This window comes from Psychrobacillus sp. NPDC096389 (genome assembly GCF_044762855.1).
Classification (GTDB): Bacteria; Bacillota; Bacilli; order Bacillales_A; family Planococcaceae; genus Psychrobacillus.
This window is the reverse complement of record NZ_JBIWFB010000004.1, coordinates 78,021-100,855: the sequence shown is the minus strand read 5'-3', so window position 1 is coordinate 100,855 and position 22,835 is coordinate 78,021. Positions and strand designations below refer to the sequence as shown.

General features: G+C 36.6%; 26 protein-coding genes, 1 pseudogene and 1 other annotated feature. Of the genes and pseudogenes, 13 read left to right on the top strand and 14 right to left on the bottom strand.

Annotated elements, in window-relative coordinates:
- Positions 1-163: 163 nt before the first annotated feature.
- The 7 genes from clpP to ACIQ38_RS12005 all read right to left on the bottom strand — a co-directional run bounded on the left by clpP (position 164) and on the right by ACIQ38_RS12005 (position 5,902).
- Positions 164-739, bottom strand: coding sequence for an ATP-dependent Clp endopeptidase proteolytic subunit ClpP (gene clpP, locus ACIQ38_RS12035; RefSeq protein WP_402822854.1), 576 nt, complete (start codon positions 737-739; stop codon positions 164-166).
- 14 nt (positions 740-753) lie between these two features.
- On the bottom strand, positions 754-1,572 hold the full coding sequence (locus ACIQ38_RS12030) for an RNA polymerase sigma factor (RefSeq protein ID WP_402822851.1): 819 nt from the start codon (positions 1,570-1,572) through the stop codon (positions 754-756).
- Between the two features lie 92 nt (positions 1,573-1,664).
- A complete protein-coding gene (locus ACIQ38_RS12025) occupies positions 1,665-2,225 on the bottom strand; it encodes an isochorismatase family protein (RefSeq protein WP_402822848.1) in 561 nt (186 codons plus the stop codon).
- A 21-nt stretch (positions 2,226-2,246) separates the two neighbouring features.
- A complete protein-coding gene (locus ACIQ38_RS12020) occupies positions 2,247-2,870 on the bottom strand; it encodes a kinase (RefSeq protein ID WP_402822845.1) in 624 nt (207 codons plus the stop codon).
- 5 nt (positions 2,871-2,875) lie between these two features.
- The gene (locus ACIQ38_RS12015) at positions 2,876-3,784 is read right to left on the bottom strand and encodes an alpha/beta fold hydrolase (protein ID WP_402822842.1); all 909 of its coding nucleotides are present in this window, start codon (positions 3,782-3,784) and stop codon (positions 2,876-2,878) included.
- Between the two features lie 16 nt (positions 3,785-3,800).
- The gene (locus ACIQ38_RS12010) at positions 3,801-4,589 is read right to left on the bottom strand and encodes a GNAT family N-acetyltransferase (RefSeq protein ID WP_402822839.1); all 789 of its coding nucleotides are present in this window, start codon (positions 4,587-4,589) and stop codon (positions 3,801-3,803) included.
- A 119-nt stretch (positions 4,590-4,708) separates the two neighbouring features.
- Positions 4,709-5,902: a nucleoside transporter C-terminal domain-containing protein gene (locus ACIQ38_RS12005; RefSeq protein WP_402822836.1), complete on the bottom strand. Its 1,194-nt coding sequence runs from the start codon at positions 5,900-5,902 to the stop codon at positions 4,709-4,711.
- A gap of 190 nt (positions 5,903-6,092) precedes the next feature.
- On the opposite strand from ACIQ38_RS12005, the gene ACIQ38_RS12000 reads away from it, so the two are divergent.
- From ACIQ38_RS12000 to ACIQ38_RS11965, 8 genes and pseudogenes are all read left to right on the top strand, one after another.
- Positions 6,093-6,575, top strand: a complete 483-nt coding sequence (locus tag ACIQ38_RS12000; protein WP_402822833.1) for a nucleoside 2-deoxyribosyltransferase — start codon at positions 6,093-6,095, stop codon at positions 6,573-6,575.
- Positions 6,576-6,787: 212 nt separating this feature from the next.
- Positions 6,788-7,357, top strand: a complete 570-nt coding sequence (locus ACIQ38_RS11995) for a GNAT family N-acetyltransferase (RefSeq protein WP_402822830.1) — start codon at positions 6,788-6,790, stop codon at positions 7,355-7,357.
- 151 nt (positions 7,358-7,508) lie between these two features.
- A complete protein-coding gene (locus ACIQ38_RS11990) occupies positions 7,509-7,877 on the top strand; it encodes a potassium channel family protein (RefSeq protein ID WP_402822827.1) in 369 nt (122 codons plus the stop codon).
- A 259-nt stretch (positions 7,878-8,136) separates the two neighbouring features.
- Positions 8,137-9,165, top strand: coding sequence for a PTS sugar transporter subunit IIC (locus ACIQ38_RS11985; RefSeq protein WP_402822824.1), 1,029 nt, complete (start codon positions 8,137-8,139; stop codon positions 9,163-9,165).
- Between the two features lie 157 nt (positions 9,166-9,322).
- The gene (locus ACIQ38_RS11980; protein ID WP_170206507.1) at positions 9,323-9,472 is read left to right on the top strand and encodes a hypothetical protein; all 150 of its coding nucleotides are present in this window, start codon (positions 9,323-9,325) and stop codon (positions 9,470-9,472) included.
- Positions 9,473-9,664: 192 nt separating this feature from the next.
- Entirely contained in the window at positions 9,665-10,888 is a 1,224-nt protein-coding gene (gene hmpA / locus ACIQ38_RS11975; RefSeq protein ID WP_402822820.1) for an NO-inducible flavohemoprotein, read from the top strand.
- Between the two features lie 107 nt (positions 10,889-10,995).
- Positions 10,996-11,272, top strand: a binding site (T-box leader).
- Between the two features lie 84 nt (positions 11,273-11,356).
- Positions 11,357-12,217, top strand: coding sequence for an SAM hydrolase/SAM-dependent halogenase family protein (locus ACIQ38_RS11970; protein ID WP_402822818.1), 861 nt, complete (start codon positions 11,357-11,359; stop codon positions 12,215-12,217).
- A 309-nt stretch (positions 12,218-12,526) separates the two neighbouring features.
- Positions 12,527-13,414 (top strand): annotated as a pseudogene (locus ACIQ38_RS11965) (DMT family transporter).
- Between the two features lie 73 nt (positions 13,415-13,487).
- Here the strand turns inward: ACIQ38_RS11965 and ACIQ38_RS11960 are convergent.
- Together ACIQ38_RS11960 and ACIQ38_RS11955 are read right to left on the bottom strand one after the other, a co-directional pair.
- Positions 13,488-14,132 carry an FMN-dependent NADH-azoreductase gene (locus ACIQ38_RS11960; RefSeq protein ID WP_402822815.1) on the bottom strand — a complete coding sequence of 215 codons (645 nt, stop codon included), beginning with the start codon at positions 14,130-14,132 and terminating at the stop codon, positions 13,488-13,490.
- A gap of 136 nt (positions 14,133-14,268) precedes the next feature.
- Complete coding sequence (locus tag ACIQ38_RS11955) at positions 14,269-15,066, bottom strand: alpha/beta hydrolase family protein (RefSeq protein WP_402822812.1); 798 nt, start codon at positions 15,064-15,066, stop codon at positions 14,269-14,271.
- Positions 15,067-15,340: 274 nt separating this feature from the next.
- Here ACIQ38_RS11955 and ACIQ38_RS11950 point away from each other — a divergent pair, with 274 nt between their 5' ends.
- Entirely contained in the window at positions 15,341-15,538 is a 198-nt protein-coding gene (locus ACIQ38_RS11950; protein ID WP_402822809.1) for a hypothetical protein, read from the top strand.
- A gap of 522 nt (positions 15,539-16,060) precedes the next feature.
- Here ACIQ38_RS11950 and ACIQ38_RS11945 read toward each other — a convergent pair.
- A complete protein-coding gene (locus ACIQ38_RS11945; RefSeq protein WP_402822806.1) occupies positions 16,061-16,645 on the bottom strand; it encodes a LysE family transporter in 585 nt (194 codons plus the stop codon).
- Positions 16,646-16,759: 114 nt separating this feature from the next.
- On the opposite strand from ACIQ38_RS11945, the gene ACIQ38_RS11940 reads away from it, so the two are divergent.
- The 4 genes from ACIQ38_RS11940 to ACIQ38_RS11925 all read left to right on the top strand — a co-directional run bounded on the left by ACIQ38_RS11940 (position 16,760) and on the right by ACIQ38_RS11925 (position 19,057).
- Entirely contained in the window at positions 16,760-17,314 is a 555-nt protein-coding gene (locus tag ACIQ38_RS11940) for a helix-turn-helix domain-containing protein (RefSeq protein ID WP_402822803.1), read from the top strand.
- 212 nt (positions 17,315-17,526) lie between these two features.
- Positions 17,527-18,306 (top strand): ABC transporter substrate-binding protein, encoded by a 780-nt coding sequence (locus tag ACIQ38_RS11935; RefSeq protein ID WP_402822800.1) that lies wholly within the window; start codon positions 17,527-17,529, stop codon positions 18,304-18,306.
- Between the two features lie 137 nt (positions 18,307-18,443).
- Positions 18,444-18,620, top strand: coding sequence for a hypothetical protein (locus tag ACIQ38_RS11930; RefSeq protein ID WP_402822797.1), 177 nt, complete (start codon positions 18,444-18,446; stop codon positions 18,618-18,620).
- Between the two features lie 68 nt (positions 18,621-18,688).
- A complete protein-coding gene (locus ACIQ38_RS11925) occupies positions 18,689-19,057 on the top strand; it encodes a Fic/DOC family protein (protein WP_402822794.1) in 369 nt (122 codons plus the stop codon).
- Positions 19,058-19,274: 217 nt separating this feature from the next.
- Here ACIQ38_RS11925 and ACIQ38_RS11920 read toward each other — a convergent pair whose 3' ends face one another.
- From ACIQ38_RS11920 to ACIQ38_RS11905, 4 genes are all read right to left on the bottom strand, one after another.
- Positions 19,275-19,796: a DUF2812 domain-containing protein gene (locus tag ACIQ38_RS11920; protein WP_402822791.1), complete on the bottom strand. Its 522-nt coding sequence runs from the start codon at positions 19,794-19,796 to the stop codon at positions 19,275-19,277.
- Positions 19,793-20,113, bottom strand: coding sequence for a PadR family transcriptional regulator (locus tag ACIQ38_RS11915; RefSeq protein ID WP_402822788.1), 321 nt, complete (start codon positions 20,111-20,113; stop codon positions 19,793-19,795). The genes ACIQ38_RS11920 and ACIQ38_RS11915 overlap by 4 nt, the downstream gene beginning before the upstream one ends.
- Positions 20,114-20,274: 161 nt before the next feature.
- Positions 20,275-20,541 (bottom strand): YqhV family protein, encoded by a 267-nt coding sequence (locus ACIQ38_RS11910; protein WP_402823542.1) that lies wholly within the window; start codon positions 20,539-20,541, stop codon positions 20,275-20,277.
- A 1,102-nt stretch (positions 20,542-21,643) separates the two neighbouring features.
- Complete coding sequence (locus ACIQ38_RS11905; protein ID WP_402822785.1) at positions 21,644-22,822, bottom strand: MFS transporter; 1,179 nt, start codon at positions 22,820-22,822, stop codon at positions 21,644-21,646.
- Positions 22,823-22,835: the final 13 nt, after the last annotated feature.

The following is a 22,835-nucleotide window of genomic DNA, read 5'->3' as shown; positions in this document are numbered from 1 at the left end:
ATTTCTTTTCTCTCACTAATTTTCAACATAACAAATGCCTGGAGCATATCTCAGTTTAAAGAAATAGGATGGTATCTACATCTATACAAGTGCAATTCTATTGAAAGTATTAGAAAAACGATAAAAAAAAACTCCTCATCTAGTTAGATGAAGAGTCCACTTTTTATACAATTTGATCAATTATCCCATAATTCATCGCTTCTTCTGCTGTCATGAAATAATCACGATCGGAGTCTTTTGCAATTTTGTCAATTGACTGGCCGGTTCTCTCAGAGAAAATGCGATTTATGCGTTCTTTTATTAAAAGAATACGCCTAGCACTAATTTCGATATCACTCGCTTGGCCTTGTGCCCCTCCTAGTGGCTGATGTATCATAATTTCACTGTTCGGCAAGGCAAAACGTTTTCCCTTTGTACCTGCTACAAGTATGGTAGCTCCAAAAGATGCTGCTAATCCAGTGCAAATCGTACGTACATCAGGCTTAATGATCTGCATTGTATCATAAATTGCAAATCCTGCACTTACTGATCCACCAGGGCTATTAATATATAGAGAAATATCCTTTTCCTTATCCTCTGCCTCTAAAAACAACATTTGCGCTACGATATTGTTAGCCACGACATCATTAATTTCCGAACCAAGAAAAATTATCCGGTCTTTCAATAATCTTGAATAAATATCATAGGAGCGCTCCCCGCGACTCGTTTGCTCCACCACATACGGAATAAGATTAGACATTGAAAATCCCCTTTCTATGCTACAGTCGAAAATTCCTTTTGCTTCAACCAAGCTATTTGCGACAATAGTGCAGATAACTCTAATTGATAAAATGGAACGAAAAGGAATCCCCCATTTTTCTTCGGAATTGAGATAAGTACATAAGGAGTACTGCCACTCACAAAAGTATGAATAATTGGGAAAGAGTGGATAATAGACTGATTGCTTCTAGCATACATAGATGGTTCTTGTATTTCTTTTTGGTATAGCCGTAGGACAGCATTTGAATTTTGATTACTTAAAGCAGTTACATATGGCAATAAGTTATCTTCATCCAAGTCATAGGAATAGTCATGAATGTTCACTTGTTTTAACTTTTTTCGTGCACGATGAAGAGCTGCTTTTATAGATCCTTCACTATCAGAAAGTAAGCTTGCGGTTTCTTTTATTGTGTAATCGAATCCTAATACGAATAAAACTACCGCTCTTTGTTTAGCCGACAGTTCGCTTAACAATACCATAATTGCCGGAAAAACTGACTCCATTTTAGGCTCATTTTTTTGTGCAAATTGAGATAAATCTTGCCCCATGTCTTCCTCTATTTTTCGTTTACGGTGTTTATCAATCCATGTATTAGAAGCAATGCGGAACAAATATGCCTTAGCCATTTGCTTAGGGATTTTCATCCAGCTTTCATAGGCCTTTGCTAAAGTTTCCTGCATTAAATCTTCTCCATCCCATTTAGTTCTCGTTAGGGAAAAGCAATACTTCTTCAAATCATGCATATAAGGCATAATTGCCATCTCAAATTCTTCTGTTACTTCAATGGGAGTTTTTTCAACAAGCGGCCGCATGTTTTCCCCTCCTCCAAATTTGTCTTTCACTTATATAAACGAAAAAACTTATTGAAAAGGTACGGGTAAGGATAAATAAATGTACTTTCTTTTTAGTCTCGATACGTATCGTGTGTTGGTTGAAACAAGTCCTCATTCGCATATCTTACAATCGAGAAATTATCCACATTATAATGTCCATGTAATACTTTATTATGATGATTGATAATTTGCTCAGCGGTTAATACGGAACTATCCGTTGTGGAGTGTCCATTTCCAACTAATGTCACATCCAAATGATTTACTGTTGCAGTTCTGACGGCTGTATCGATGCAGTGTTCTGTTTTGCATCCCATTATTACCACATGTTTAACCTCGTTTTCTTCTAAGAAACTTTGCAATCCTGTGCCATAAAACGAATTCGTTGCTGCTTTATCAAATACTTCAGAATGAGGTGGTATTGTAATATCTTGATGTATTTGAAAGCCTTCACCTTTACCTTCAGCAACATCCGTATCTCTCACAAACAGTATTAATGCCTTTGCTTCTATAGCTCGGTCGATAACAAAGTTAATATTAGAAACTAACGCTTCTTTCTTAAAAACACTTTTCTCATTTTGATTTCCTTCAATTAATTCCTGTTGCGCATCGATGATTAATAAAGCCTGTTTCAATAAAAACACTCCTCTTCATTTTCAATAAATTTCGCTATTTATTACAATATCCGCGTTTTCGATAGGATTTTCTTCTTGCAAATAATACTCCTCCGCTATCCAATATCTTCGCTTATATTTTTCCAATCGTTCACTCATATTGCCAATGTATGCATCTCTTTGTAATACTCTTTTATAACGTATATTTTCTGGACAATCCAAGTAAATCATAAAATCAAAAAACTTTTTCCAATCTTTTCGTTGAAGAAATATTCCTTCTATCAAAAGGACGTTACATTGCTCTAGATTTATACTTTTCATATAACATCGGTCGTTTTCTTTATCGTAATACTTTAAATTCAAGTGAGAGAACTCTTTATATACTGCTTCCAAAAGCTTTTCTTTTATCTCTTGCACATCCCATTGAAGCGAGTAGTATTCATACCATTCAGGGTGGCCCGTGTTATACCTTTTCGCCCGTTCCACTATTAAATCGTCGATATGAATGACTGCTACCTCATAGGCTGCATTAGTCAGTTCTTTTATAATAGTTTCCGTTATCGTCGTTTTACCCGCTCCGCTTAATCCGTCAATTCCAATAATGCGTGGCCGATTCAGTTCCGATAAGTGTTTCATTCTTTCCAATATGCTATTTGTAATTTGCATAGCTATTATCCATCTCTTTCTACTACTAGCTTTTTAATATTGTCTATCAAAATTTTGGGTTCTTCTAGGTGGATTGAATGACCTACTTTCGTTTGTATATGTTCTGTCTTATTCGTTAATGTCGATAAAAGTAGTTGTTGCTGCTTCCATTGCTCGGAAGGATTTTCAGCGCTTACTACAATTAATGGTAAGTCTTCCCGCAATGGTTTTGATTCTAGTAACTGTTTTGCAGAAAGAGAACTATCTATGTACTCACGATACATAGCTTTATAAGCACCTAATGTGTATCCTATATATTTTAAGTGTTTATCATATTCCTTTGATAAAAATTTCCTTCCCACTTTCTGTTTAACTAGCCTCGGAATCCCCATTAACGATGTGACATAACCAAATATGATAAGCATTTTAAACTTTTGATTTTCATTACCGGCAATGTACTGGTTTTCATGCACTGCGTCCTCTAGTACTAATCCGATTACTTCATCCGGGTACATACTAGCAAACAACCTCATAGAAAGTCCTCCAAAGGAATGCCCTACTAATAGATAGGGTGGCTGTAGATTTAATTTCTCTAATACTTCTTTTATTTCCTCCACACTATCAAGTGAAGTAAGTCTTTTTCTGCTCGTTCTGCTCCAGCCGTAATTCCCTCTGTCATAAGATATAACTTTAGCAAACTTCGAAATCTCTGGTTGAACGTAACACCAATCAATAGATCCTGAACCTAACCCTGCTTCTAAAATGACCGTAACTTCTCCTTTCCCAGATACAATGGTATGTACGTTGGAATGCTTAGTTTGGATCATTTCTCCCGGTGGAGCAGTTTCGTTTATCTTATTCATCGCTAAATTCCATGAAGTTAACGGAAATGCTAAAACCCCTAATATATTTCTTAAAACGGTCGTAATCTCCATTCTATTTCCTTCCTAATTAGAATTTATCCCAAAGAGCTTTTGTATAAGCTAGTTTTAGTCCCGCTCGTTCCATATTCCGATGACTAGCACTTCCAAAAGCAGCCTCACTCATAATATGCTTTGCTCCTTTTTCGATTGCTACCTGAATTCGTTTCTGAATTAATGTTGTTTGCACACCTTTCCCGCGATATTCTGGCAATGTGGTTGCAGCTGCTAGCGTTGCAATTTCATTTTGAATATATAACACAGCAACTCCAACAGGGATATTCTTCACATACGCTACGTAAAATTCCCATCCCGGCACATCAAATAAAACCTCATTATTTTGCTTTATACCATTTTGAATGAAAGAAGGAAGGCCAAAGCCCTGCACATAAATAGACGCAAACAAATCAAACTCATCTTTTTTTAATGGAACGATTTCAATTTCAGGTGGAGGGCTCTGCTCATTTATTTTCATTGCTTCCCCGATAAAAGATGCGTGAAAACCCGACTGGTAAAATCCTCGTTCAGTTAAGGCTCTGAACAATGACTTCGAACTATTGGTTGGTATGATTTCTATACGAAAGTTTATGGAAAGCTTCTTATAAAATCCCACTATTTCTTCTAAATGCGGGATATCACTTTCATTTAACCCTCGAACGGTATTGAACGCTGGTCCGGGAATATTTTCGACTGCAAATGCATTTGTCCTACCTTTAACTAATTGATGTACACCCATCGGATTTCCTTCTATTGCTTGGATTGCTGAAAGTCTAGAATGCAAAGTTTGTATTTCTGTTTGGTCTATTAGAAAAAAATCCATTTTAATGTCCTCGTTTCATCTATTCTATTTATATAATTTCGTCACTAGTTGTTTATTTCCTTTTTATATAATTGTTCCAACGACAAAAAAGGCAACTCGTATGTTCTCGAGTTGCCTTTTTACCATACAAATAAACCAACAATCATTGCGCTTAACAACGAAACAGCCATCCCACTTACGAGAAGCTTCCAAACGTTTTTACCAATAATCGCCGACTTTCCTTCTGATAAAACGGAATTATAGGTTCCATAAATCATGCCAATTGTACTGAAATTGGCAAATGACGTTAAGAAAGTTGTTGCAACAGCAATCGTATGTGGTGGAAGCGTAGCTAAATTATTTTTCAAGTCCATCATCGCTACAAACTCATTCGTAGCCAGTTTAATGCCCATCAATTGCGCGACATACATAGCATCTTGGACGGGCAAACCAAGTAAAAAAGCAAATGGACTGAAAAGAATGGAGAAGATCTTTTGTATCGTAAGTCCATTAACAAAAACACCCAAGATCCCATTTAGACCAGCTGTAAGTGCTACATAACCAATAACCATGGCTAAAATAACAATAACCATATTCATCCCGACTAACATACTATTAGAAATCGTCGAAAAGAAATCCTTCTTTTCCGATTTTGGAGGTACATAAATAATGTCTTCTTCTTTTGTCACATGGACAGGATTTAAAATACTCACCAATATTAACGCATTCAAACAGTTTAATGGTATGGCACTAAACACGTATTCCGCTGGGACCATTGATAAATACGCACCAAGAATAGATCCACTAATACTGCTCATACTCATAATTCCAAAAGTGAGCAATCGATTATCCTTTAATACAGAAAGCTGATCACGAATGACAGCCAATGCTTCTGTGTTACCCAAGAACATCATTTGAATAGAGAAAAAGCTTTCCAATTTAGGCAGGCGGGATACTTTGGATATAACCCAACCACCTTTATCAATAACCCAAGTTAAAATGCCAAAGTAAGATAAAATATCGAAAAAAGTTACGATGAAAATAATGGGAAGTAATGCACTAAAGAAAAAGTCTATTGTTTCATTTGCCATAACAGTTGGGAAAGCAAATGCGATTCCTTCACTGGCACAAGCGATTAACCACGTAAAGAACGAGGCAATTTTATTGATGACCCAACTGCCGATTGTGGTTCCCAACATAAACCATGTAATGAGCAATTCCAAAATAATCAGTGAAGCAATTGGTCTCCATTTCACTGCCTTTTTGTTAGGTGAACATAGAAATACGATGCCCATCACAACAAAAACACCTAAAATATTTAATATAAAGTACATAAACGCAACTCCTAATCAAGACTTCAAAACATAGAAATTCCTTATTCGGAACCACTGAATACACAGAAATATTGAATACTCATATTCAACCTAGTATGAACAAAACTCCTATTTTCATTCGAATTAGGTTAACATTGTATTTAGCATTATTCTTTTCTAAAATAATATCGATGACACTGGAGGTACTAAAATGAAAAAAGGTTATTTAGCTAACGGGTTATTTGGTTTAGGGGATAGATTGATCAATGAATTAGTCGCAAAAGAGGTGCGAGCGGCGATCCCAGGAGTCGATCTATATGTGCCACAAGAAAATATGGCCATTAATGATAAAGCTGCCTATGCAGACAGCCTTGCCATTGCGAGAGCGGATATGAAAGCATTAAAAGAAAGCGATTTTTTAGTAGCTGTTATTGATGGCGTGGAGATTGATGCTGGTGTGGCTGCTGAAATTGGCGCGTTTTCAATGTTAGATCGTCCTATTTTCGGTCTTTATACAGATACACGCCAACAAGGTCGTGACAATACGAAAAAAATTGATGCATTAGTGGCGGATGGAACCGAAAACCAATTTATGTATCGCAATTTATTTGTAGTTGGTTTGATTAAACAAAATGGGATGATTGTAAATTCTGTTGAGCAATTAGGAGAAGCTTTAAAGAATACGAAGTTATAATTTATACAACTTCTACTGGGCTATATACAATTACAAAGCCCTTTTCTGCTATACCATTATTTGAATACTTAGATTATAATAGATTATACATACTTGAGAGGAGTGTTAAAGATGAAAAACGTACAAATGGTGATTGGAAAGTAAAAGGCATACGCCATCTCTTTTCAGTCCAATTCATATACCTAAAACTATGAAATGAAAAGAGGAATTTGATGTTTTATCAAGATAATGAATTGATCATTCGTCCACTTCAAACAGATGATTTACCTAGACTGTGGGAACTAGCTTTTAAGGATGCAACCCCTGAATGGAAAAAATGGGATGCACCTTATTATGAGCATAAAGCAATTCCATTAGATACATTTATGGAAAAGGCAGATTCATATATTGCTCAAGATCGTTTTTGGGCCATTGAAGTTGCAGGCGTCTTCTGTGGAACTGTTTCGTATTATTGGGAACACGAACCTTCCAAATGGCTTGAAATGGGAATCGTATTCCATGAAGCTCCTAACTGGGGAAAAGGTTTAGGGACACGTGCCTTAAAACTTTGGATGGCACATTTGTTTAACACAATGCCTCTTGTTCGAGTTGGCTATACAACATGGTCTGGTAATAAACGCATGATACGTGTTGGAGAAAAGCTAGGAATGACAATGGAAGCCCGTATTCGAAAAGTTCGTTTTTATAATGGTCAATATTATGATTCGATTCGAATGGGTATTTTACGTGAGGAATGGGAAACTTTAAGAACAGAAGTTGCAACAAACATGGAGATAAAATAATAGTTTGCTTTATACGAAGACTAAGTTAGGGCTATCTAACCTAGTCTTCTTTTTTATGAACATTGGGAATAGCACTCGGCTTTCTGTTAGTACGTGCACTGATGTTTTGCTATACTACATAAATAAAATTTATTTTTGTAGGTGAACCAATATGTTGTCCTTTATATTAACTGTCAAACGATTTTTAGAAGCGCTTATAAAAGCTTTCAAGGAACCAATCTTTCTCTCCCTGTTTACTACTTTATTTTTTATCCTTCTTTCTGGTACTCTTTTCTATACGAAAAAAGAAGGATGGGACGTATTGGACGCTATTTATTTTTGCGTGGTAAGTCTGATTCCCACTGGTGTGGAAACAAACCTTTATCCAGCGACGGATTTCGGAAAAGTGTTTACAATGATTTACTTAGTGGTAGGAACTGGCGTCATGTTTATCACCCTACTTACTTTAGGTAAGACAATGATAAATGCGGAAGCTTTAGAAGAAAAAAGAAAGAAATTACGTAGTAAAACGAAAAAATAATAAACTAGCATTTTTGTTATACATTACAAAGCTGAAGATTTTGTGAAGTCTTCGGCTTTTTATTAGTTTCTTTTATGAAATAGTTATTGACTAGTCTGAAATATTATATTAATATTATAACAATTTACAAGTAGTAAGAGATTCAAGTTTTTCAAAAAAGTACTCGAGCTTTATTCTAAGCGCTCATCTTATTGGAGTGCTTTTTATTTTTTAAAAATTCGCAATATATTTAATGCAATATATTTGGAGGTATTTAGAAATGAAACAAACGACAAAACAATATATTATCGAACGGATGTATAAAGCCTCGCAAGGACTAGCAAATGCTGTTCTTGTAACATTAGGTATCGGCCTGCTTATTGAAACTTTCGGCACCTTTACTGGTTGGGAAGGTTTTACAACTATCGGAAAAGCTGCCCAACTAATGCTAGCACCTGCAATCGGTGCAGGTATCGCCTATCAGCTTGGTGGAAATACATTAGTTATTTTCAGTGCAATGGCCTCTAGTACGATCGGTGCCAATGCGCTTCATATGAATGCAGAAAGTGCCTGGGTTCTTACTACAGGACAGCCGATCAGTGCTGTGTTGGCTACCGTCATTGCAGTGTGGGTTGGAAAACGCATTGCTGGTAAGACAAAATTAGATATGCTAGCAATTCCGTTTGCCGCTATTTTAGTAGGAGGAGTCGCAGGTGTTGGATTAGCAGCGGTTACTACTCCACTTTTAGAGCGGTTAAGTAGTTTCATAGCGAACTCTGTTTCAGGATCTCCGCTTATGGGGTCAATAGTTATTGGACTTGTTTGGAGTATTTTCCTTATGTCCCCTGCCTCTTCTGCTGCTATTGCAATTGCTCTGCAACTTGATCCAATTTCCAGTGCCTCCGCATTAATAGGATGTACAGCTCAATTTGCTGGATGGACGGCGATGTCATTCAAACAAAATGATTTAGGTGCAAATATCGCCCAATCATTTTTAACACCGAAAGTACAGGTGCCAAATATCGTTAAAAATCCGCTTCTTGTCATAGGACCATTTCTATCTTCTGTTATTTGTGCACCAATTGCGATATTAATGTTTCATTTTGAAGTCCCTTATACATTAGCAGGCCTTGGTCTTAATTCTTTTATTGCACCTTTAAATATTCTTGCCAACCAAGGTGTAATGGTTCTTTTAATGTATATTGTTTTAGGCGTGATTTTACCCGCACTCATTTCCCTCACGATTTATCATTTGCTAAAAGCTAGAGGATTAGCTAGAACTGGTGATTTACGTATGGAAATTCAATAGTCCATTTTATATTAAAGAGATAAGCCAGAGATTTCTGAATGAATTTCTGGCTTTTTTATTCACTTTCATTCGATTGCTTATCCAAAGTTCCAAGTTTACTTTCAAAGTCACCAGGGTAAATAGATCTTAAGAGGAAATAGACTAGGAGTGATTAATAATGGATGAAGAAAAACGCGTTGAAGTACGTCGAGAAGAAAAGTCAGATTCGGGTTTGGTAGGCGCAACATTTATTAAATACGCTGCCTATCTAATTATCTTTTTCGGCATTCTCTGGTTTTTAATCTCGTATGTTTTTCCAAAGTTTTAATGAATATAAAAATCCCACATTTGCCTTTTCGGATAGAATGTGGGATTTTTATATTCATATTTTATAAAGCATAAACTTTTTGCAGCGTATATGTAGTCTACAAAAGTTTGTAATTTTGCTGGAATGGTTAGGTAACATAATGGGAATACTTCTATTGCGAATGTAGTATACAATTTGAGGGGGAACTATCACTTGTTAGATGCTAAAACAATCGAAATCGTTCAGTCTACGGCACCTGTTCTAAAAGAACATAGTAATGCAATTGGAAAGAAATTTTATGAATTATTATTTTCCAAAGCTCCTGATTTGTACAATCTATTCAATCAAACCAATCAAAAAAGAGGAATCCAACAAGAAGCGCTAGGCTTTGCAGTGTATGCAGCAGGTGAACATATTACAAATTTAGAAGCAATAAAACCTGTCATACAACGAGTGACAGAAAAGCACCGAGCAATTGGTGTTGTACCGGAGCAATATCCCGTTGTAGGGGAAACATTACTGGAAGCAGTAAAGGCTGTACTCGGTGATGCTGCAACAGATGAAATTATAGAAGCTTGGGGAAAAGCTTATGGTTATATTGCGGATGCCTTCATCGATATCGAAAAGAATTTATATGAGGAAGTAGAACATCAGTCTGGAGGTTGGGAAGGATTCCGTAGCTTTGTAATCGATCGAAAAGTAGAAGAAAGCGATACAGTTCGTTCTTTTTATCTAAAGCCACAAGATAGAAAGTCCATTCCTTCTCACGAAGCGGGGCAATATTTAACATTAAAAGCGGAAATTCCTGGTGAGAAATACAACCATATTCGACACTATAGTCTCTCAGATTCGCCAGGGAAAGATTACTACCGTATTAGCGTTAAACGGGAAGATGCCCATAATAATGCGCCGGCAGGAATTGTCTCTAACTTCTTGGCAAATCAAATAGATGTTGGAGATATGCTTCAGTTCTCTGCACCAGCAGGTGATTTTGTACTGGATAAGACAGATTCTCCAGTCGTCCTTATTAGTGGTGGGATTGGAATTACACCGCTCATTAGTATGTTAAATTCTATCGTCGAAAAGCAACCGCAAAGAGAAGTCACTTTCATCCATGCAACAGAAAATAATGCGACACATGCCTTTAAAGAACATGTGAAACAATTAGCGAAGAATCATTCCAATGTGAAATCACTCGTTCTTTACAATATGCCAACAAAAGAGGAACTCGACGCCGCTGACTTCGACAAACAAGGATTTGTTGATTTGGACTTCTTGCAAACGAATGTCCCATCGAAAGATGCACATTTCTATTTTTGTGGACCTATCCCCTTCTTAGAAGCAGTTAATAGAGCATTGCATGAATGGGGAGTAGCAGAGGATCATATTCATTTTGAAGTATTTAATCCTATTGCCATTTTGGGTGGTCAGAAATAGTACATCCTGTCCCTCCCTAACTTACTGTACAATTTTTAGTATATTATATACATCGAACCAATAACGCTTGACAATATTTTGAATTGCGCGTAAATTAATTGTTATAAGTAAAAGCGATGAAGAGAAAAAGTAAAGTGGTTGGATTTCTTACAAGAGAGCTTCGGTAGCTGAAAAGAAGCAGAAATACTCCGTTTGAACAATGGCCTCTGAGCTCTACATTGAACACGCAGTTAATTTGCGCTTGAGATGTAAGCGGGATTTGGTACCCGTTATCAATACCACGGTTTAGAATTCATCACGACAGAATTCTGTACTTGCTGAGGCTATTTATGTGAGTAAGTGGCGAATAAAGGTGGTAACACGAGTATAAATCTCGTCCTTTTCAATCTATACGATTGATGAGGACGGGATTTTTTTATGCTTTAATTCAAAACTTTAAACAAACAATATAAGAGGAGAGTGTCTGACATGACAGAAGGTTTATTAGTTTTACAATCAGATTTTGGAATTAGCGATGGTGCTGTTAGTGCAATGCATGGGGTGGCAAATTCCGTTCAACGTGGCTTACCTATATTCGACTTAACACATCAAATACCACAATATAATATTTGGGAAGCTTCTTATCGTTTATTACAGACGATTAATTACTGGCCTGAGCAAACGGTGTTCGTTTCGATTGTCGATCCTGGTGTTGGTTCCGATCGAAAAAGCGTTGTTGTGAAAACGGCCAAAAACCAATATATCGTCACACCTGACAATGGAACATTAACTCATGTGAACAAATTCATCGGTATTAAGGAAATACGCGAGATTGATGAAACAATAAATAGACTTCCAAACTCTGGCGAATCACATACTTTTCATGGTCGGGATATTTATGCCTATACAGGTGCGCGTCTTGCTTCAGGTTCTATACAATTTGAGGAGGTTGGTCCATCACTTCCTGTATCTTCTATTATTCAGTTTCCATTAAAAGATTCGACATTTGTAAATGAGGAACTTACTGGTATTGTCGATATTATCGATCGTCCATTTGGAAATATTTGGACAAATATTAGTCGGTTGCAATTTAAACAATTAGAAGCGGATTACGGCGAGTCATTCCAAGTTGTGATATCCACAAATGACCACGTAATTTATGAGAACATATTGACATACGGTCGCTCGTTCGCGGCAACTAATATTGGCGAGCCTCTTTTATATGTAAATTCTTTAGACAATATCGCCATTGCCATCAACCAACAATCTTTTGCTGAGACTTATGGAGTGGGTACGGGAATGAACTGGAAAGTTACTATTCGCAAAGCACCTCAAATTGTATATAATTAATTGTCTCTAATATTTATAACCTGAGATTATATTGCAATTGGTATTACTCTACTTTTATTTTCTCTAATGATTGTGTTTATGTTTATTAACAATGGTCGGTTTTACAATCCTTTTGTATAATTTTCAACAATAAAAACTACGAAAAGCCAATGATTTCTTCTTGAAATCATTGGCTTTTCAATTGAACATAAACAGAACAACATTCAGCGGTAATATTTTACAATACAATAGAAATTTCAAAAATTTAGGCGTATAGTTATTTATGGAAAACATTGAAGATATGATGCCATTTGAAGGAGGTTCTCTAATTTGCGCAAGTTTTCTTTTAAATCATCTTTAGCAATTGCTTTTTTAGTTCTCATTTGGGGAATTTCCTGGTCTATCTACAAAATGACTCTAGAATATACTCCCCCGATTCTTTTTGCTGGTTTGCGTTCATTTTTGGGAGGACTATTATTAGCTATTTTCATCTTGCCTACTTGGAGAAAAATAAAGTGGCGGTAAAACTGGACAAGATATTGTATATCCGCCCTATTAAATGCTGTTCTCTTTTTTGGAATTCAAACAGTGGGATTAAACTATTTGCCAGGAGGATTATTTTCAGTTCTTGTTTATTTCCAACCAGTACTTATCGGACTTTTTGCTTGGCTATGGCTAGGCGAGAGTATGACAAGACTAAAGATCATCGGATTAATTGTGGGCTTTATTGGTATCATTGCTGTTAGCGCCGATGGATTAACCGGTAAAGTATCTATTATCGGTGTGGTGTTGGCCTTATCAGCAGCAGTAAGTTGGGCACTTGGGACAGTTTATGTGAAAAAAGAAAATGGAAACATAGACTCCATGTGGATGGTTGCCTTACAGTTCATGATTGGTGGGTTTGTACTTTTAGTTATTGGAAGCGGATCTGAAAACTGGACAGATATCATATGGAACGGACAATATGTAATCGGATTAGCATATGGGGCTACACTAGGAATACCAATCTCCTTTGTGCTCTACTTTAAACTAATGAATTCAGGCGAATCTAGTAAAGTAGCATCTTTCACTTTCCTAGTACCACTTATTGCAGTACTAACTGGTACGATTTTTATGAATGAACCTTTCACTTGGACATTGCTTGTTGGGTTAATCTTAATCGTATTAAGCATTTATCTTGTCAATTATAAGAAAGCTATTAAAAAACCTCATTCATAAAGTGAGTTTTCTAAAGTACAAGAAGCCCATATTCTACATGTAGAATATGGGCTTCTTGATTTTTTTAGCTGTATTAAGCGTTAACAGTTTCTGCAGATAATGATTTTGCAACCGCAGTTACTTTTTCAAGACCTTCTGCAATAATTTGTTCTGCTTTATCTGGCATTGCATTGTGACCTTCGATAATTACTTCTTCTACAGACATACCGAATACGCCACCAAATACATTGCGCATATAAGTAGCTGCCATCTCCATTGGTGCTGACTCAGGTGTAGAGTAGATTCCTCCACGTGCACTTAATAGAATTGCTTTTTTCTCCGTCATTAAGCTGATTAACTGACCTTCTGGGCTGTATTTAAATGCGTATCCTGCTTGATACGTATAATCTACAAATGTTTGTAATTTTGCTGGAATTGTTAAGTTCCATAATGGGAATGCAAAAACAACTACGTCTGCTGCAGATAAAGCATCCATTGCTTTTTGCTTAGCAGCAAGTAAGCGTTGCTCTAAATCTGTTAACTCTTCCCCATTTTGTGTTTTGCCAAATGCATTAAACAAATCTTGCCCAAAATAAGGCATATCTTCTGCAAACACGTCAAAAGTTGTTACATTTAAATCTTTTGCGTCTTTAACAGTTTCCATAAATGTTTCATACATTTTACTTGATATTGCTTCCGTCGCTGGACGGTTATTTGCTTTTACTACTAAAATATTCATTGATTTCTTTCCTCCAAAGCTATTTCTCGCTACGGTTACCTTTAGTAACTTACATAACGTTTTTTATTCTAGCACATACTATAATTAGAAATCTATTTTAATGCTCAATAAAGTTAGTGCCTGTATTAAAAACTATTTATAATGCTATTTTATTAGCATTCACTTCGCTTTTCTCTAGCCACACTAATGTTTCTTCAAACAATTGCTCTTCGAAAGAATAACTCGCAAATGTATGATTAGCATCTTTAATATAACGGATATTGATTGTACTGCCGCGTTTCAAAGATTCCGAATAGTAAACAGCATTCTCTTTTGGAACATCTTCATCTTTCGCTGCATGAATGACGAGTAGTTGCCCTTCATAAGAATGAACGGCTTCGAGTGGGCAATGATTTTTTAAATCCTCTAAAAACTGCTGACTTACATAAAAACCGTGATAATCAAAGACACCTAGCTCCTCAGCAGTTTGTAAAGCTGTATCTCCCACAATAGCCGCAATGTCTTCATACGGTTTAGCAACCGGCGACCACAAAATCGTTTTACGGATTCGCTTATCTACAGATGCCGTTAAAGATGCAACCGCTCCTCCTAAACTATGACCGATCAAAATGATATTATTAGTATCTACTTCTTTTAGCTTCGATACATAATCCAGTACTGCTTGAACCTCACACAATTGCTTTGTAACTGTGACGTCAGCATAATCTCCATCACTTTCTCCACAACCACTAAAATCAAAACGAAAAACAGCATAGCCTTCTTCTGTAAATTTCCGGGCAGCTTTCACAAATAGTCGATGCTCTCCTACCTTGCTCCCCACAAACCCATGTAAAAGAACAATAATTGGAACTTTTTCGTTTTGAGTTTCACGAGGGAGATGAAGTACTCCAGAAAGACATACATTATCAAAAAGAATTGAAATCGATTGAGTCATATTATCCTGCTCCCTTTTTTAATTTTTACTATTCTAACTTGTTTACTAGGTATTATAAATTAGTGATATCATTAGGTCAATTCATAATGTAAGGTAAGTTTATTTTCTCTCTCCTTGTTTCTGCTATAAATGACTGTTTTTCTTCTTGCATAAGTGAACTAATTCCCTCTTTCTGCCTCAATATGGGAAATGGAAATAATTGATCCATCGGATATCTCTTATAGTAGGGATAATTCGTCCTAACAAGTTCCATTAGGAGGGTGCTAGGCAAGTTGTGACGAGCCGCTACGCCGCTAACTCTCTTGCAGGGTCTTACACCTTCGAGCAAAATTCCAAAGAATGGTTATGGGCAATCAAAAAGCTATTGAAAGCAACTAGTTTCATTACGAAAGCGACTAACATCGGCATGAAAGCAACTAAATTGCGGATGAGAGCAACTAGTTTCTTACAACAGCAAGTTAACTTGTATTGATACGAACATAACTTAGGGATTTTATAGGAATAATATGACAAAAAGCCCGCCGAACTCGCCTAGCCAGCATCTGCTCAATGAGTTTGTCGTGTTCGCAGTGTATATTATCTCGTTCAACCACTTATTGTTAATTCCGGACACTGATAAATTAGTGTTTTCCATTGATTTTCACTGCAGGTCGGCGACTCCGAAGGAGGCCAACAGGAGGTTGGTCACAAAGGTGTTGCCACACGATGTGGTGTTCTTAGCCTTTGTTCCTCTGCCTGAGTAAGATGAGACTTCACAACGTACGCCTAAGCGGCGGTGAAGGCACATCACTCACCCCACGGAAAGCGTCCGTCCTGCAGCGAAAATCACGGCGGTCACCTAATAAAACTCACTACGACGCATTCCCCCTATACGTCGTTTCATTAAAAAATGTTCTAACTTACTTATGTTAAATTTAAATAGTTATCCACATGCGTAGAATTTTATGATTTCCTCAAGCACAAAAAAGCCATCTTTTTTATAAAGATGACTGATTTATCCTATAAGAATAGTAATAGCACTATAAACTAATAGCAAAGCCATTACTAGATTGAACTGATTTCTATACTTCGATATAAACTCTTTAAAAATGGAACCAAACATACTCCAGCTACTAGTTGACATGATGGCTATAGAAGCTAGAAGCAATGAATAAAAAAGTAAGCTGAGATGGGTATTATTATACGGAAGAACAAAAGTTGACATGGCGGTTATACCATATAAGATTGCCTTGGGATTTATAAATTGTAATACCACTCCTACAAAAAAACTATTATTATTACCTCCATCATTGTCATTACCACTATTTTTACTATTAACAATTTTAATAGCAAGATAAAGCATATAAGCAGCACCTATGAGCTTCATTATAAATTCTATTTTAGGAAGAAAATTATGAAGCAGTAAATTAAAATATGCACTTAAGATCAATATAATCAAAAAACCTACGCCTACACCTAAACAAAACTTAAATGTTTTCTTGAAACCATATTTGTTCGCAAATAACATGGCCATAATATTATTTGGACCTGGGGTAAAACTAGAAACAAATGCATATAAAAGCAGTGAAAATAACGGCATAAAAGGACCCCTTCTCTTTCGCATGTTATAATGTCCTATATGGTCAGTATAACGATTTACGCTTTATTGTACATTATATACGTTATATAGTGCAATGAGAAAAGGAGTGTTTTTATGGAAGAAATACATCTTATATTAGCAAAAAATTTGAAGGCTTTAAGAGAAGATAAGAAACTAAGCCTCGAAAAAGTTGCAGAGTTAACTGGAGTGAGTAAAACGATGATTGGTCAAATTGAAAGAGGAGAATCGACGCCAACGATAACAACTATTTGGAAAATAGCAAATGGGTTAAAGATTTCTTTTTCCTCCCTTATAAATACACCACAAACAGATACAAAGGTTATTTTACGAAATGATCTACAGATCTTATCTGAAGATCATGGAAAATACCGTGTCTATCCTAACTTTCCTTTTGAGGATAATAGACGCTTTGAAGTTTATTCTGTGGAAATCGAAAAAGGTGGATTCTTAAGTGCGGAAGCACACCTAGAAGGGACTGAAGAGCTCATAACTGTTTTTGAAGGAGAACTAACTGTACGCGTAAATAACAATGAATACACAGTTAGAAATGGTGATTCAATCCGATTCAAAGCCGACAGACCCCATACTTATCATAATTCAGGAGAAACCTTAACCCGCTTAAGTATGATCCTATATTATCCAGCCTAACATTGGCAATCACACAAGTAACAAATCTGCTACTTGTATGATTGCCCTCCTTTTGTAATCCTATCTTCAATTATATTTATCTCACGAACTCTGATTTGTCCACACTCCTTATTAATTAAATGTGGGTAATCTCGCTTAGAAACAGGAGAACACTCCTCTAACATCGAATGATTACTTAGAAGCTTTGTATAGATTGTTTAGGAGGAAATTCAATGACACAAATACTAACAGACCACACTGGAAGGCAAGTAAACATCTCCATTCCGCCAAAACGCATCATCACAATCTGCCCAGCCATTACAGAAACGCTCTTTGCGCTTGGTCTGGAGCATGAAATAGTTGGTCGCACTAAATTTTGTATTTTTCCAGAAGGAATTGTCGAAAACGTACCGATTGTAGGGGGAACAAAAGAAGTAAACATAGATAAAATACAAGCATTGCAGCCCGATCTCATCTTAGCTGAGAAAGAAGAAAACACATTAGAAATAGTACAAGCTCTTGAAAGAATTGCACCCGTGTTTGTCCTAGAAGTTCAGTCAATCCAAGATTCTTATCGATTTATAAAGACACTTGGCACACTAACAGATAAAGAGTCCGAAGCGAATTTGCTCGTTGACTCTTGTAAAGTTGTATTCCCTTCTGCACGTAAACAAGTGAAAAACGCTGCTTACGTAATTTGGCGAAAACCATATATGGTCGTCGGCGGAACTACTTATATTAATGATGTTCTACATACGCTTGGTTTGCATAATCCTTTTGCAAATGAAGGGTCAAGATACCCTGCTGTCACCAAAGAAGAGTTAGCAGCTGCAAACCTTGATGTTCTTTTACTTGCTTCCGAACCATTTCCTTATCAAGAAAAACATATAGCAGAGTTTCAAGCCTTTTTGCCAAACACCAAAATCATCTTAGTAGAAGGTGAAATGTTCTGGTATGGATCTAGAATGGAAAAAGCTGGGGACTACCTGAAAGAATTAGTTGAGCATAATTAGGAAGATGAAAGAAAATGCTGTAATTTAAATTGCGAGGGACATTCTTGATACTTTTTTAGAATAAAACCCCAGTTGGATGGAGTGGAAAAAACCTGCTGTTCGGCTTATAATTAGTAGTATAGAGAGGAGTCGTTTCCATGAAGCAAATTCAATTGAATTCTCCTGAGTTTGACCGTGTATTAAGAAATATGCAGCTTGAAAATCTGTACTTAAGCCACTCTCTTCAGTTAAATGTTCTTGAAATCGTCAATTCCGGTAAGAACGTGACATCAACCTTAATCAAGGAAGCTTTGGCAGATGGCAAAGTACGATGACTTTGACAACGACAAATATTTATTAAAAATAAATCTTTTAGATATAAGCGATTTCGATGAGCTTGAACATGCAGAAGCTTTTACTTTTTCCATTCGTGCCTCAAATTGAACAAGGTGCTTACAAAATAGCCGCCTTTTCAAAAGAGGATTTTGTCGAACTTCACTATCACCTTTTTCAGGACATATATCCTTTTGCAGGTCAATTTCGAAAGGTACAATTAATGAAGGGTGCTACTCGATTTTGCCAAGTGCAATTTTTGAATCTATACACTTCCGACCTATTCAATCAATTAGAAAATGAAGCTAACTGGGACTCCTTGGAACTTGCAGCCAAAAGATTGGCTTATTTTAAATCTGAGTTAAACATGTTGCATCCATTTCGTGAAGGGAATGGCCGCACAACTCGTATTTTTCTACAAGAATATACGAAAACTTAGATCGCACTGAATACATGCAAGCTATGATTCGTTCAGTGACGAGCGTAGACTTACTTCAAAAGCTACTTTTAAATACTTTAACACGTTTAGATTAATTATTAACGAACTTCCGAAATGGGCAGTTCGTTTTTTATATTAATTTACTCTGTAGAACACATAATAAAAGGAATCAAGAAGCCTCCCTAGTTCACGAATTTCTCGATTCCTTTTTATCCATTTATTGCTCAAATAAGTTTTGTTGCTCCTGCAATGCTTTTTTACGTCTAAGTATTATTACTATTGGAATCAATATAACAATCGCAGCAATAAAACTGACTACACTTAAGTATGGAGCTGCTTGAGAGATTGCTAAGTTGATTATCCCAAACATTAGGTTGACAAGAAAAAGAGCTATGAAAACAGATAGTATTCGATTAAAGTAGGACACCTTGGAACTAGTATCCGTATAAATCTCAAAAGGTCCCTTTGATGCTTTTCTACGAAAATATGCCCAGCCACCAAATTTATACACAACTTCGATGTCACTCTCTTTTAAAAACTCTATATAATTATTTTCTTCCTCCACAGTCCGTCCACCGAGAAATTCATTTCTATAAATATAAGAACCTTGCTCGCCTTTTTCAAAGGTAAAACGAAAAAACATAAACTTTTTTAAATGCCAACCTTCTTGTACCATGTCATTTATCCACTGTTCTTCTTTTTCATAGTCTAGGTACAAGCGATTTTTAACTTTTTTCATAAAAGTTTCTCCCCTTTCGTTAGCTGTAAACCATTTTCATATAACTCATATAATCGCTTCATCTCATATTCCACCATTGTTTTCCCTAAATCTGTAATAATATATTCCTTTTTACGTCCGTCATCGTCTAACGCAACAATCCATTTCCGCCCTACTAATGTTTTGATCGCCCCGTATATGGTTCCTGCTCCAAGTTGAACGCGTCCTTTACTTAGTTCCTCTGTCAACTGCATAATTCCATAGCCATGACGTGGTTCATAAAGTGATAAAAGAATATAATACACACCCTCTGTTAAAGGTAGATGTTCCTGTCCCATGCATGTACCTCCTATCGTCTGATGATATATCGCCTTCCGATACACTAAATATATCAGCCGTCGATATAGTTGTCAAAGAAAATTTATGAAGTTTATACAATAAAAAAAACCACCAGTCGTCTGAAAGGTGGCTTGGTTTTAGAAACTGCTAGATATTAAACTTAATTTGATTTCAAACTATAAAGAATGAGGAAGATACCACCAAAAAGACATATCATTCTTGTTAACGAAATCTTTTCAGCTAGTCCAAATAGAGCGATTCCTGTCGTAATGATTAAAATGCATGGACCTACTAAAGCTAGTAATGTGTTAATGTAAAAGGCTTTTTCCAAATCATTAAATTTTAACATCAGCATCGCGGCACCTATATCAATACTTCCGGAAAAAATTCTCAATATAATTATCAAAAGAAGTGCTTTTTCAATCAGTATTAACTACCCTCTTCCCTATAAGTTACCTTATCATCTCCTCTAAATTGTATGCACGCTTATCCACTTTTATATGTTGAAAACAAGGATATCATTAATGGCATGAAATATAAAAGCAAGCACCTGTCAGTGCCCCGATATTGCAAAAGAAATGATTTACATCAATGGGATGTTGCACATAATAGGGATAGTGCGTCTTAGCGACCGCAGTGATTTTCGATGCAGTCGTACGCCTGAGATGGCTCATTTTGCTCAGTCAGAGGACCAAAGGCTAAGAACGCCACATCGTGTGGCAACGCCTTCGTAACCAACATCCTGTTGGCCTCGGCTGGAGTCGACGCTTGCAGCGAAAATCAATGGAAATCACTTGCTTATTCAATATTTGCATGCTAATAACAAAGCTTCCTACATTTTATGGCCCTATTTTATCCAGTAAATGGCTTAGAGCAACCAACCATTCATTGAAAGCAATCAATTCCATTCTGAAAGCAATCAAATCATCACGAAAGCAATCAAATAGCCGATGAAAGCAACTAAATCCTTAAATCAGCTCTTTACTTAGGGTGAGACGACTATAATTTCTATATATTATTGGAACAATACGTTATAAAGCCATCTGAGCACGCAAGCTAGTATCGGATAGACTGGGGTTGTCGTGTTCAGCTGCCATGTTTTCTCTTTCGGGGTGAGCATTGTAATGTTCGGAGTTGTGATTGTCACGCACACTGTTGAAATTGGCTCATTCAACCACTTATTGTTAATTTCGGACACTGATAAGTCAGTGTTTTATCATTGGATTTTCGCAGCAGGGCGGCGACTCCGAAGGGATTAAGTGAGTAAGATGAGACTTCACAACGTACGCGCGTAGGCGCGGCGGTGAAGGCTCATCACTCACCCCCCGGAAAGCGTCCGCCCTGCTACGAAAATCCCTGCGGACACTGCATACAACTCACTATGACGTATTTTCCCTATACTGCGATCTTTCAAAAATAGCATAACTTGCTTAGATTACATATAAACACTTATCCACGTAAGTTTTCGAATTTCCTAGGACATGAAAAATCCTATGTATAATTTCTACACAGGATTTTTCATGATTATATTAAGATTGAAGAATTTCCTTGTCTCTTTTACCATGCAGCGCATAATAAACGAAAATCCCAATCACAATGAGCGCCACTAACGATAAATATAATCCTCTAAAGCCAACTACAGGAACCAAATAACCTAATAAGAAAGGTCCTAATCCAAGACCCAAGTCTAGGAAGATAAAATACGTAGAATTCGCCAGTCCCATGCGGTGAGGTGGTGTTACTTTGATGGCAAGTGCTTGCGTAGTCGATTGAAAATTACCATAACCTAATCCTATAAACGCAGCTGCCAACAAGAAAATGAAACTGCTATGCGCTTGGCTAAGTAATAGCATTCCGACTGCAAATAATACTAACGCCGGATAAGCGACACTATTACCACCTCTACTATCCAACATCTTGCCTGTAAACGGACGTGAAATTAATATAATAAGTGCATAAACGAGGAAGTAAAAACTTCCTGCTTTCACTAGATCAATTTCTGCAGCATATGTCGTGATAAAAGATAGGATACCAGAATAAGCCAAGGCCATGACTAACATAGCAATTGATACCGGCATTGCTCGGGATTCAAAAAAGCTAGATAACTTAAATCCTGTACTTTCAGCACTTGCTACATACTCAATTTGTGGTGCCTTCACTGGAAGTGCAAGGAGTAAACTAATAATCCCCATCACTAATGAAAATATAAAAATACTCGTGTAACCAAAAGAAGCTATTAGTGCAAGCCCGATCAGTGGCCCAATAGCTGTGGATAAAACTGCACTTAAACTAAAATAGCTGATTCCTTCCCCACTTCTGCTAACGGGGATAACTTGGGACACAATTGTACCGGTTGCAGTAGTGGCAAGACCTACACCAATACCATGTAAAAGTCGAATAAGTATTAATACATAAAGATTAGTAGGGATAAAATAAAATACCGTCACAATACTAAAAATAATAATCCCACATATAAGCATTTTCTTACTACCTATTTTTGCAATTTGTTTCCCACCAAATAATCGGCCTATTAATGAACCGATGATAAAAATACTAGCAACTAAACCTGCTGTACTTGCCGAAGCATTATATGTTTCCGTTGTATATGTCGCCATCGTCACTAATAGCAAATACATCGAAAGCATCAAGACGAAATTGACTACTGTTATAGAAATAAAATCCTTCGTCCATAATTTTTCTTTTTGCATCCATCTCATCCTT

Coding starts and splice junctions, on each gene's coding strand:
- ACIQ38_RS11945 (WP_402822806.1), bottom strand. CDS start 16,645: ATGCCGTTATTTTCACTGCTTTTATATGCATTTGTTTCTAGTTTTACC.
- ACIQ38_RS11985 (WP_402822824.1), top strand. CDS start 8,137: ATGAAACAAACGACAAAACAATATATTATCGAACGGATGTATAAAGCC.
- ACIQ38_RS11955 (WP_402822812.1), bottom strand. CDS start 15,066: ATGACTCAATCGATTTCAATTCTTTTTGATAATGTATGTCTTTCTGGA.
- ACIQ38_RS12010 (WP_402822839.1), bottom strand. CDS start 4,589: ATGGATTTTTTTCTAATAGACCAAACAGAAATACAAACTTTGCATTCT.
- ACIQ38_RS11930 (WP_402822797.1), top strand. CDS start 18,444: ATGAAGCAAATTCAATTGAATTCTCCTGAGTTTGACCGTGTATTAAGA.
- ACIQ38_RS12020 (WP_402822845.1), bottom strand. CDS start 2,870: ATGCAAATTACAAATAGCATATTGGAAAGAATGAAACACTTATCGGAA.
- ACIQ38_RS12015 (WP_402822842.1), bottom strand. CDS start 3,784: ATGGAGATTACGACCGTTTTAAGAAATATATTAGGGGTTTTAGCATTT.
- ACIQ38_RS11995 (WP_402822830.1), top strand. CDS start 6,788: ATGTTTTATCAAGATAATGAATTGATCATTCGTCCACTTCAAACAGAT.
- ACIQ38_RS11980 (WP_170206507.1), top strand. CDS start 9,323: ATGGATGAAGAAAAACGCGTTGAAGTACGTCGAGAAGAAAAGTCAGAT.
- ACIQ38_RS11940 (WP_402822803.1), top strand. CDS start 16,760: ATGGAAGAAATACATCTTATATTAGCAAAAAATTTGAAGGCTTTAAGA.
- ACIQ38_RS12030 (WP_402822851.1), bottom strand. CDS start 1,572: ATGCGGCCGCTTGTTGAAAAAACTCCCATTGAAGTAACAGAAGAATTT.
- ACIQ38_RS11990 (WP_402822827.1), top strand. CDS start 7,509: ATGTTGTCCTTTATATTAACTGTCAAACGATTTTTAGAAGCGCTTATA.
- ACIQ38_RS11915 (WP_402822788.1), bottom strand. CDS start 20,113: ATGGGACAGGAACATCTACCTTTAACAGAGGGTGTGTATTATATTCTT.
- ACIQ38_RS12000 (WP_402822833.1), top strand. CDS start 6,093: ATGAAAAAAGGTTATTTAGCTAACGGGTTATTTGGTTTAGGGGATAGA.
- ACIQ38_RS11970 (WP_402822818.1), top strand. CDS start 11,357: ATGACAGAAGGTTTATTAGTTTTACAATCAGATTTTGGAATTAGCGAT.
- ACIQ38_RS11935 (WP_402822800.1), top strand. CDS start 17,527: ATGACACAAATACTAACAGACCACACTGGAAGGCAAGTAAACATCTCC.
- ACIQ38_RS11920 (WP_402822791.1), bottom strand. CDS start 19,796: ATGAAAAAAGTTAAAAATCGCTTGTACCTAGACTATGAAAAAGAAGAA.
- ACIQ38_RS11905 (WP_402822785.1), bottom strand. CDS start 22,822: ATGCAAAAAGAAAAATTATGGACGAAGGATTTTATTTCTATAACAGTA.
- clpP (WP_402822854.1), bottom strand. CDS start 739: ATGTCTAATCTTATTCCGTATGTGGTGGAGCAAACGAGTCGCGGGGAG.
- ACIQ38_RS11925 (WP_402822794.1), top strand. CDS start 18,689: ATGCAGAAGCTTTTACTTTTTCCATTCGTGCCTCAAATTGAACAAGGT.
- ACIQ38_RS12005 (WP_402822836.1), bottom strand. CDS start 5,902: ATGTACTTTATATTAAATATTTTAGGTGTTTTTGTTGTGATGGGCATC.
- ACIQ38_RS11960 (WP_402822815.1), bottom strand. CDS start 14,132: ATGAATATTTTAGTAGTAAAAGCAAATAACCGTCCAGCGACGGAAGCA.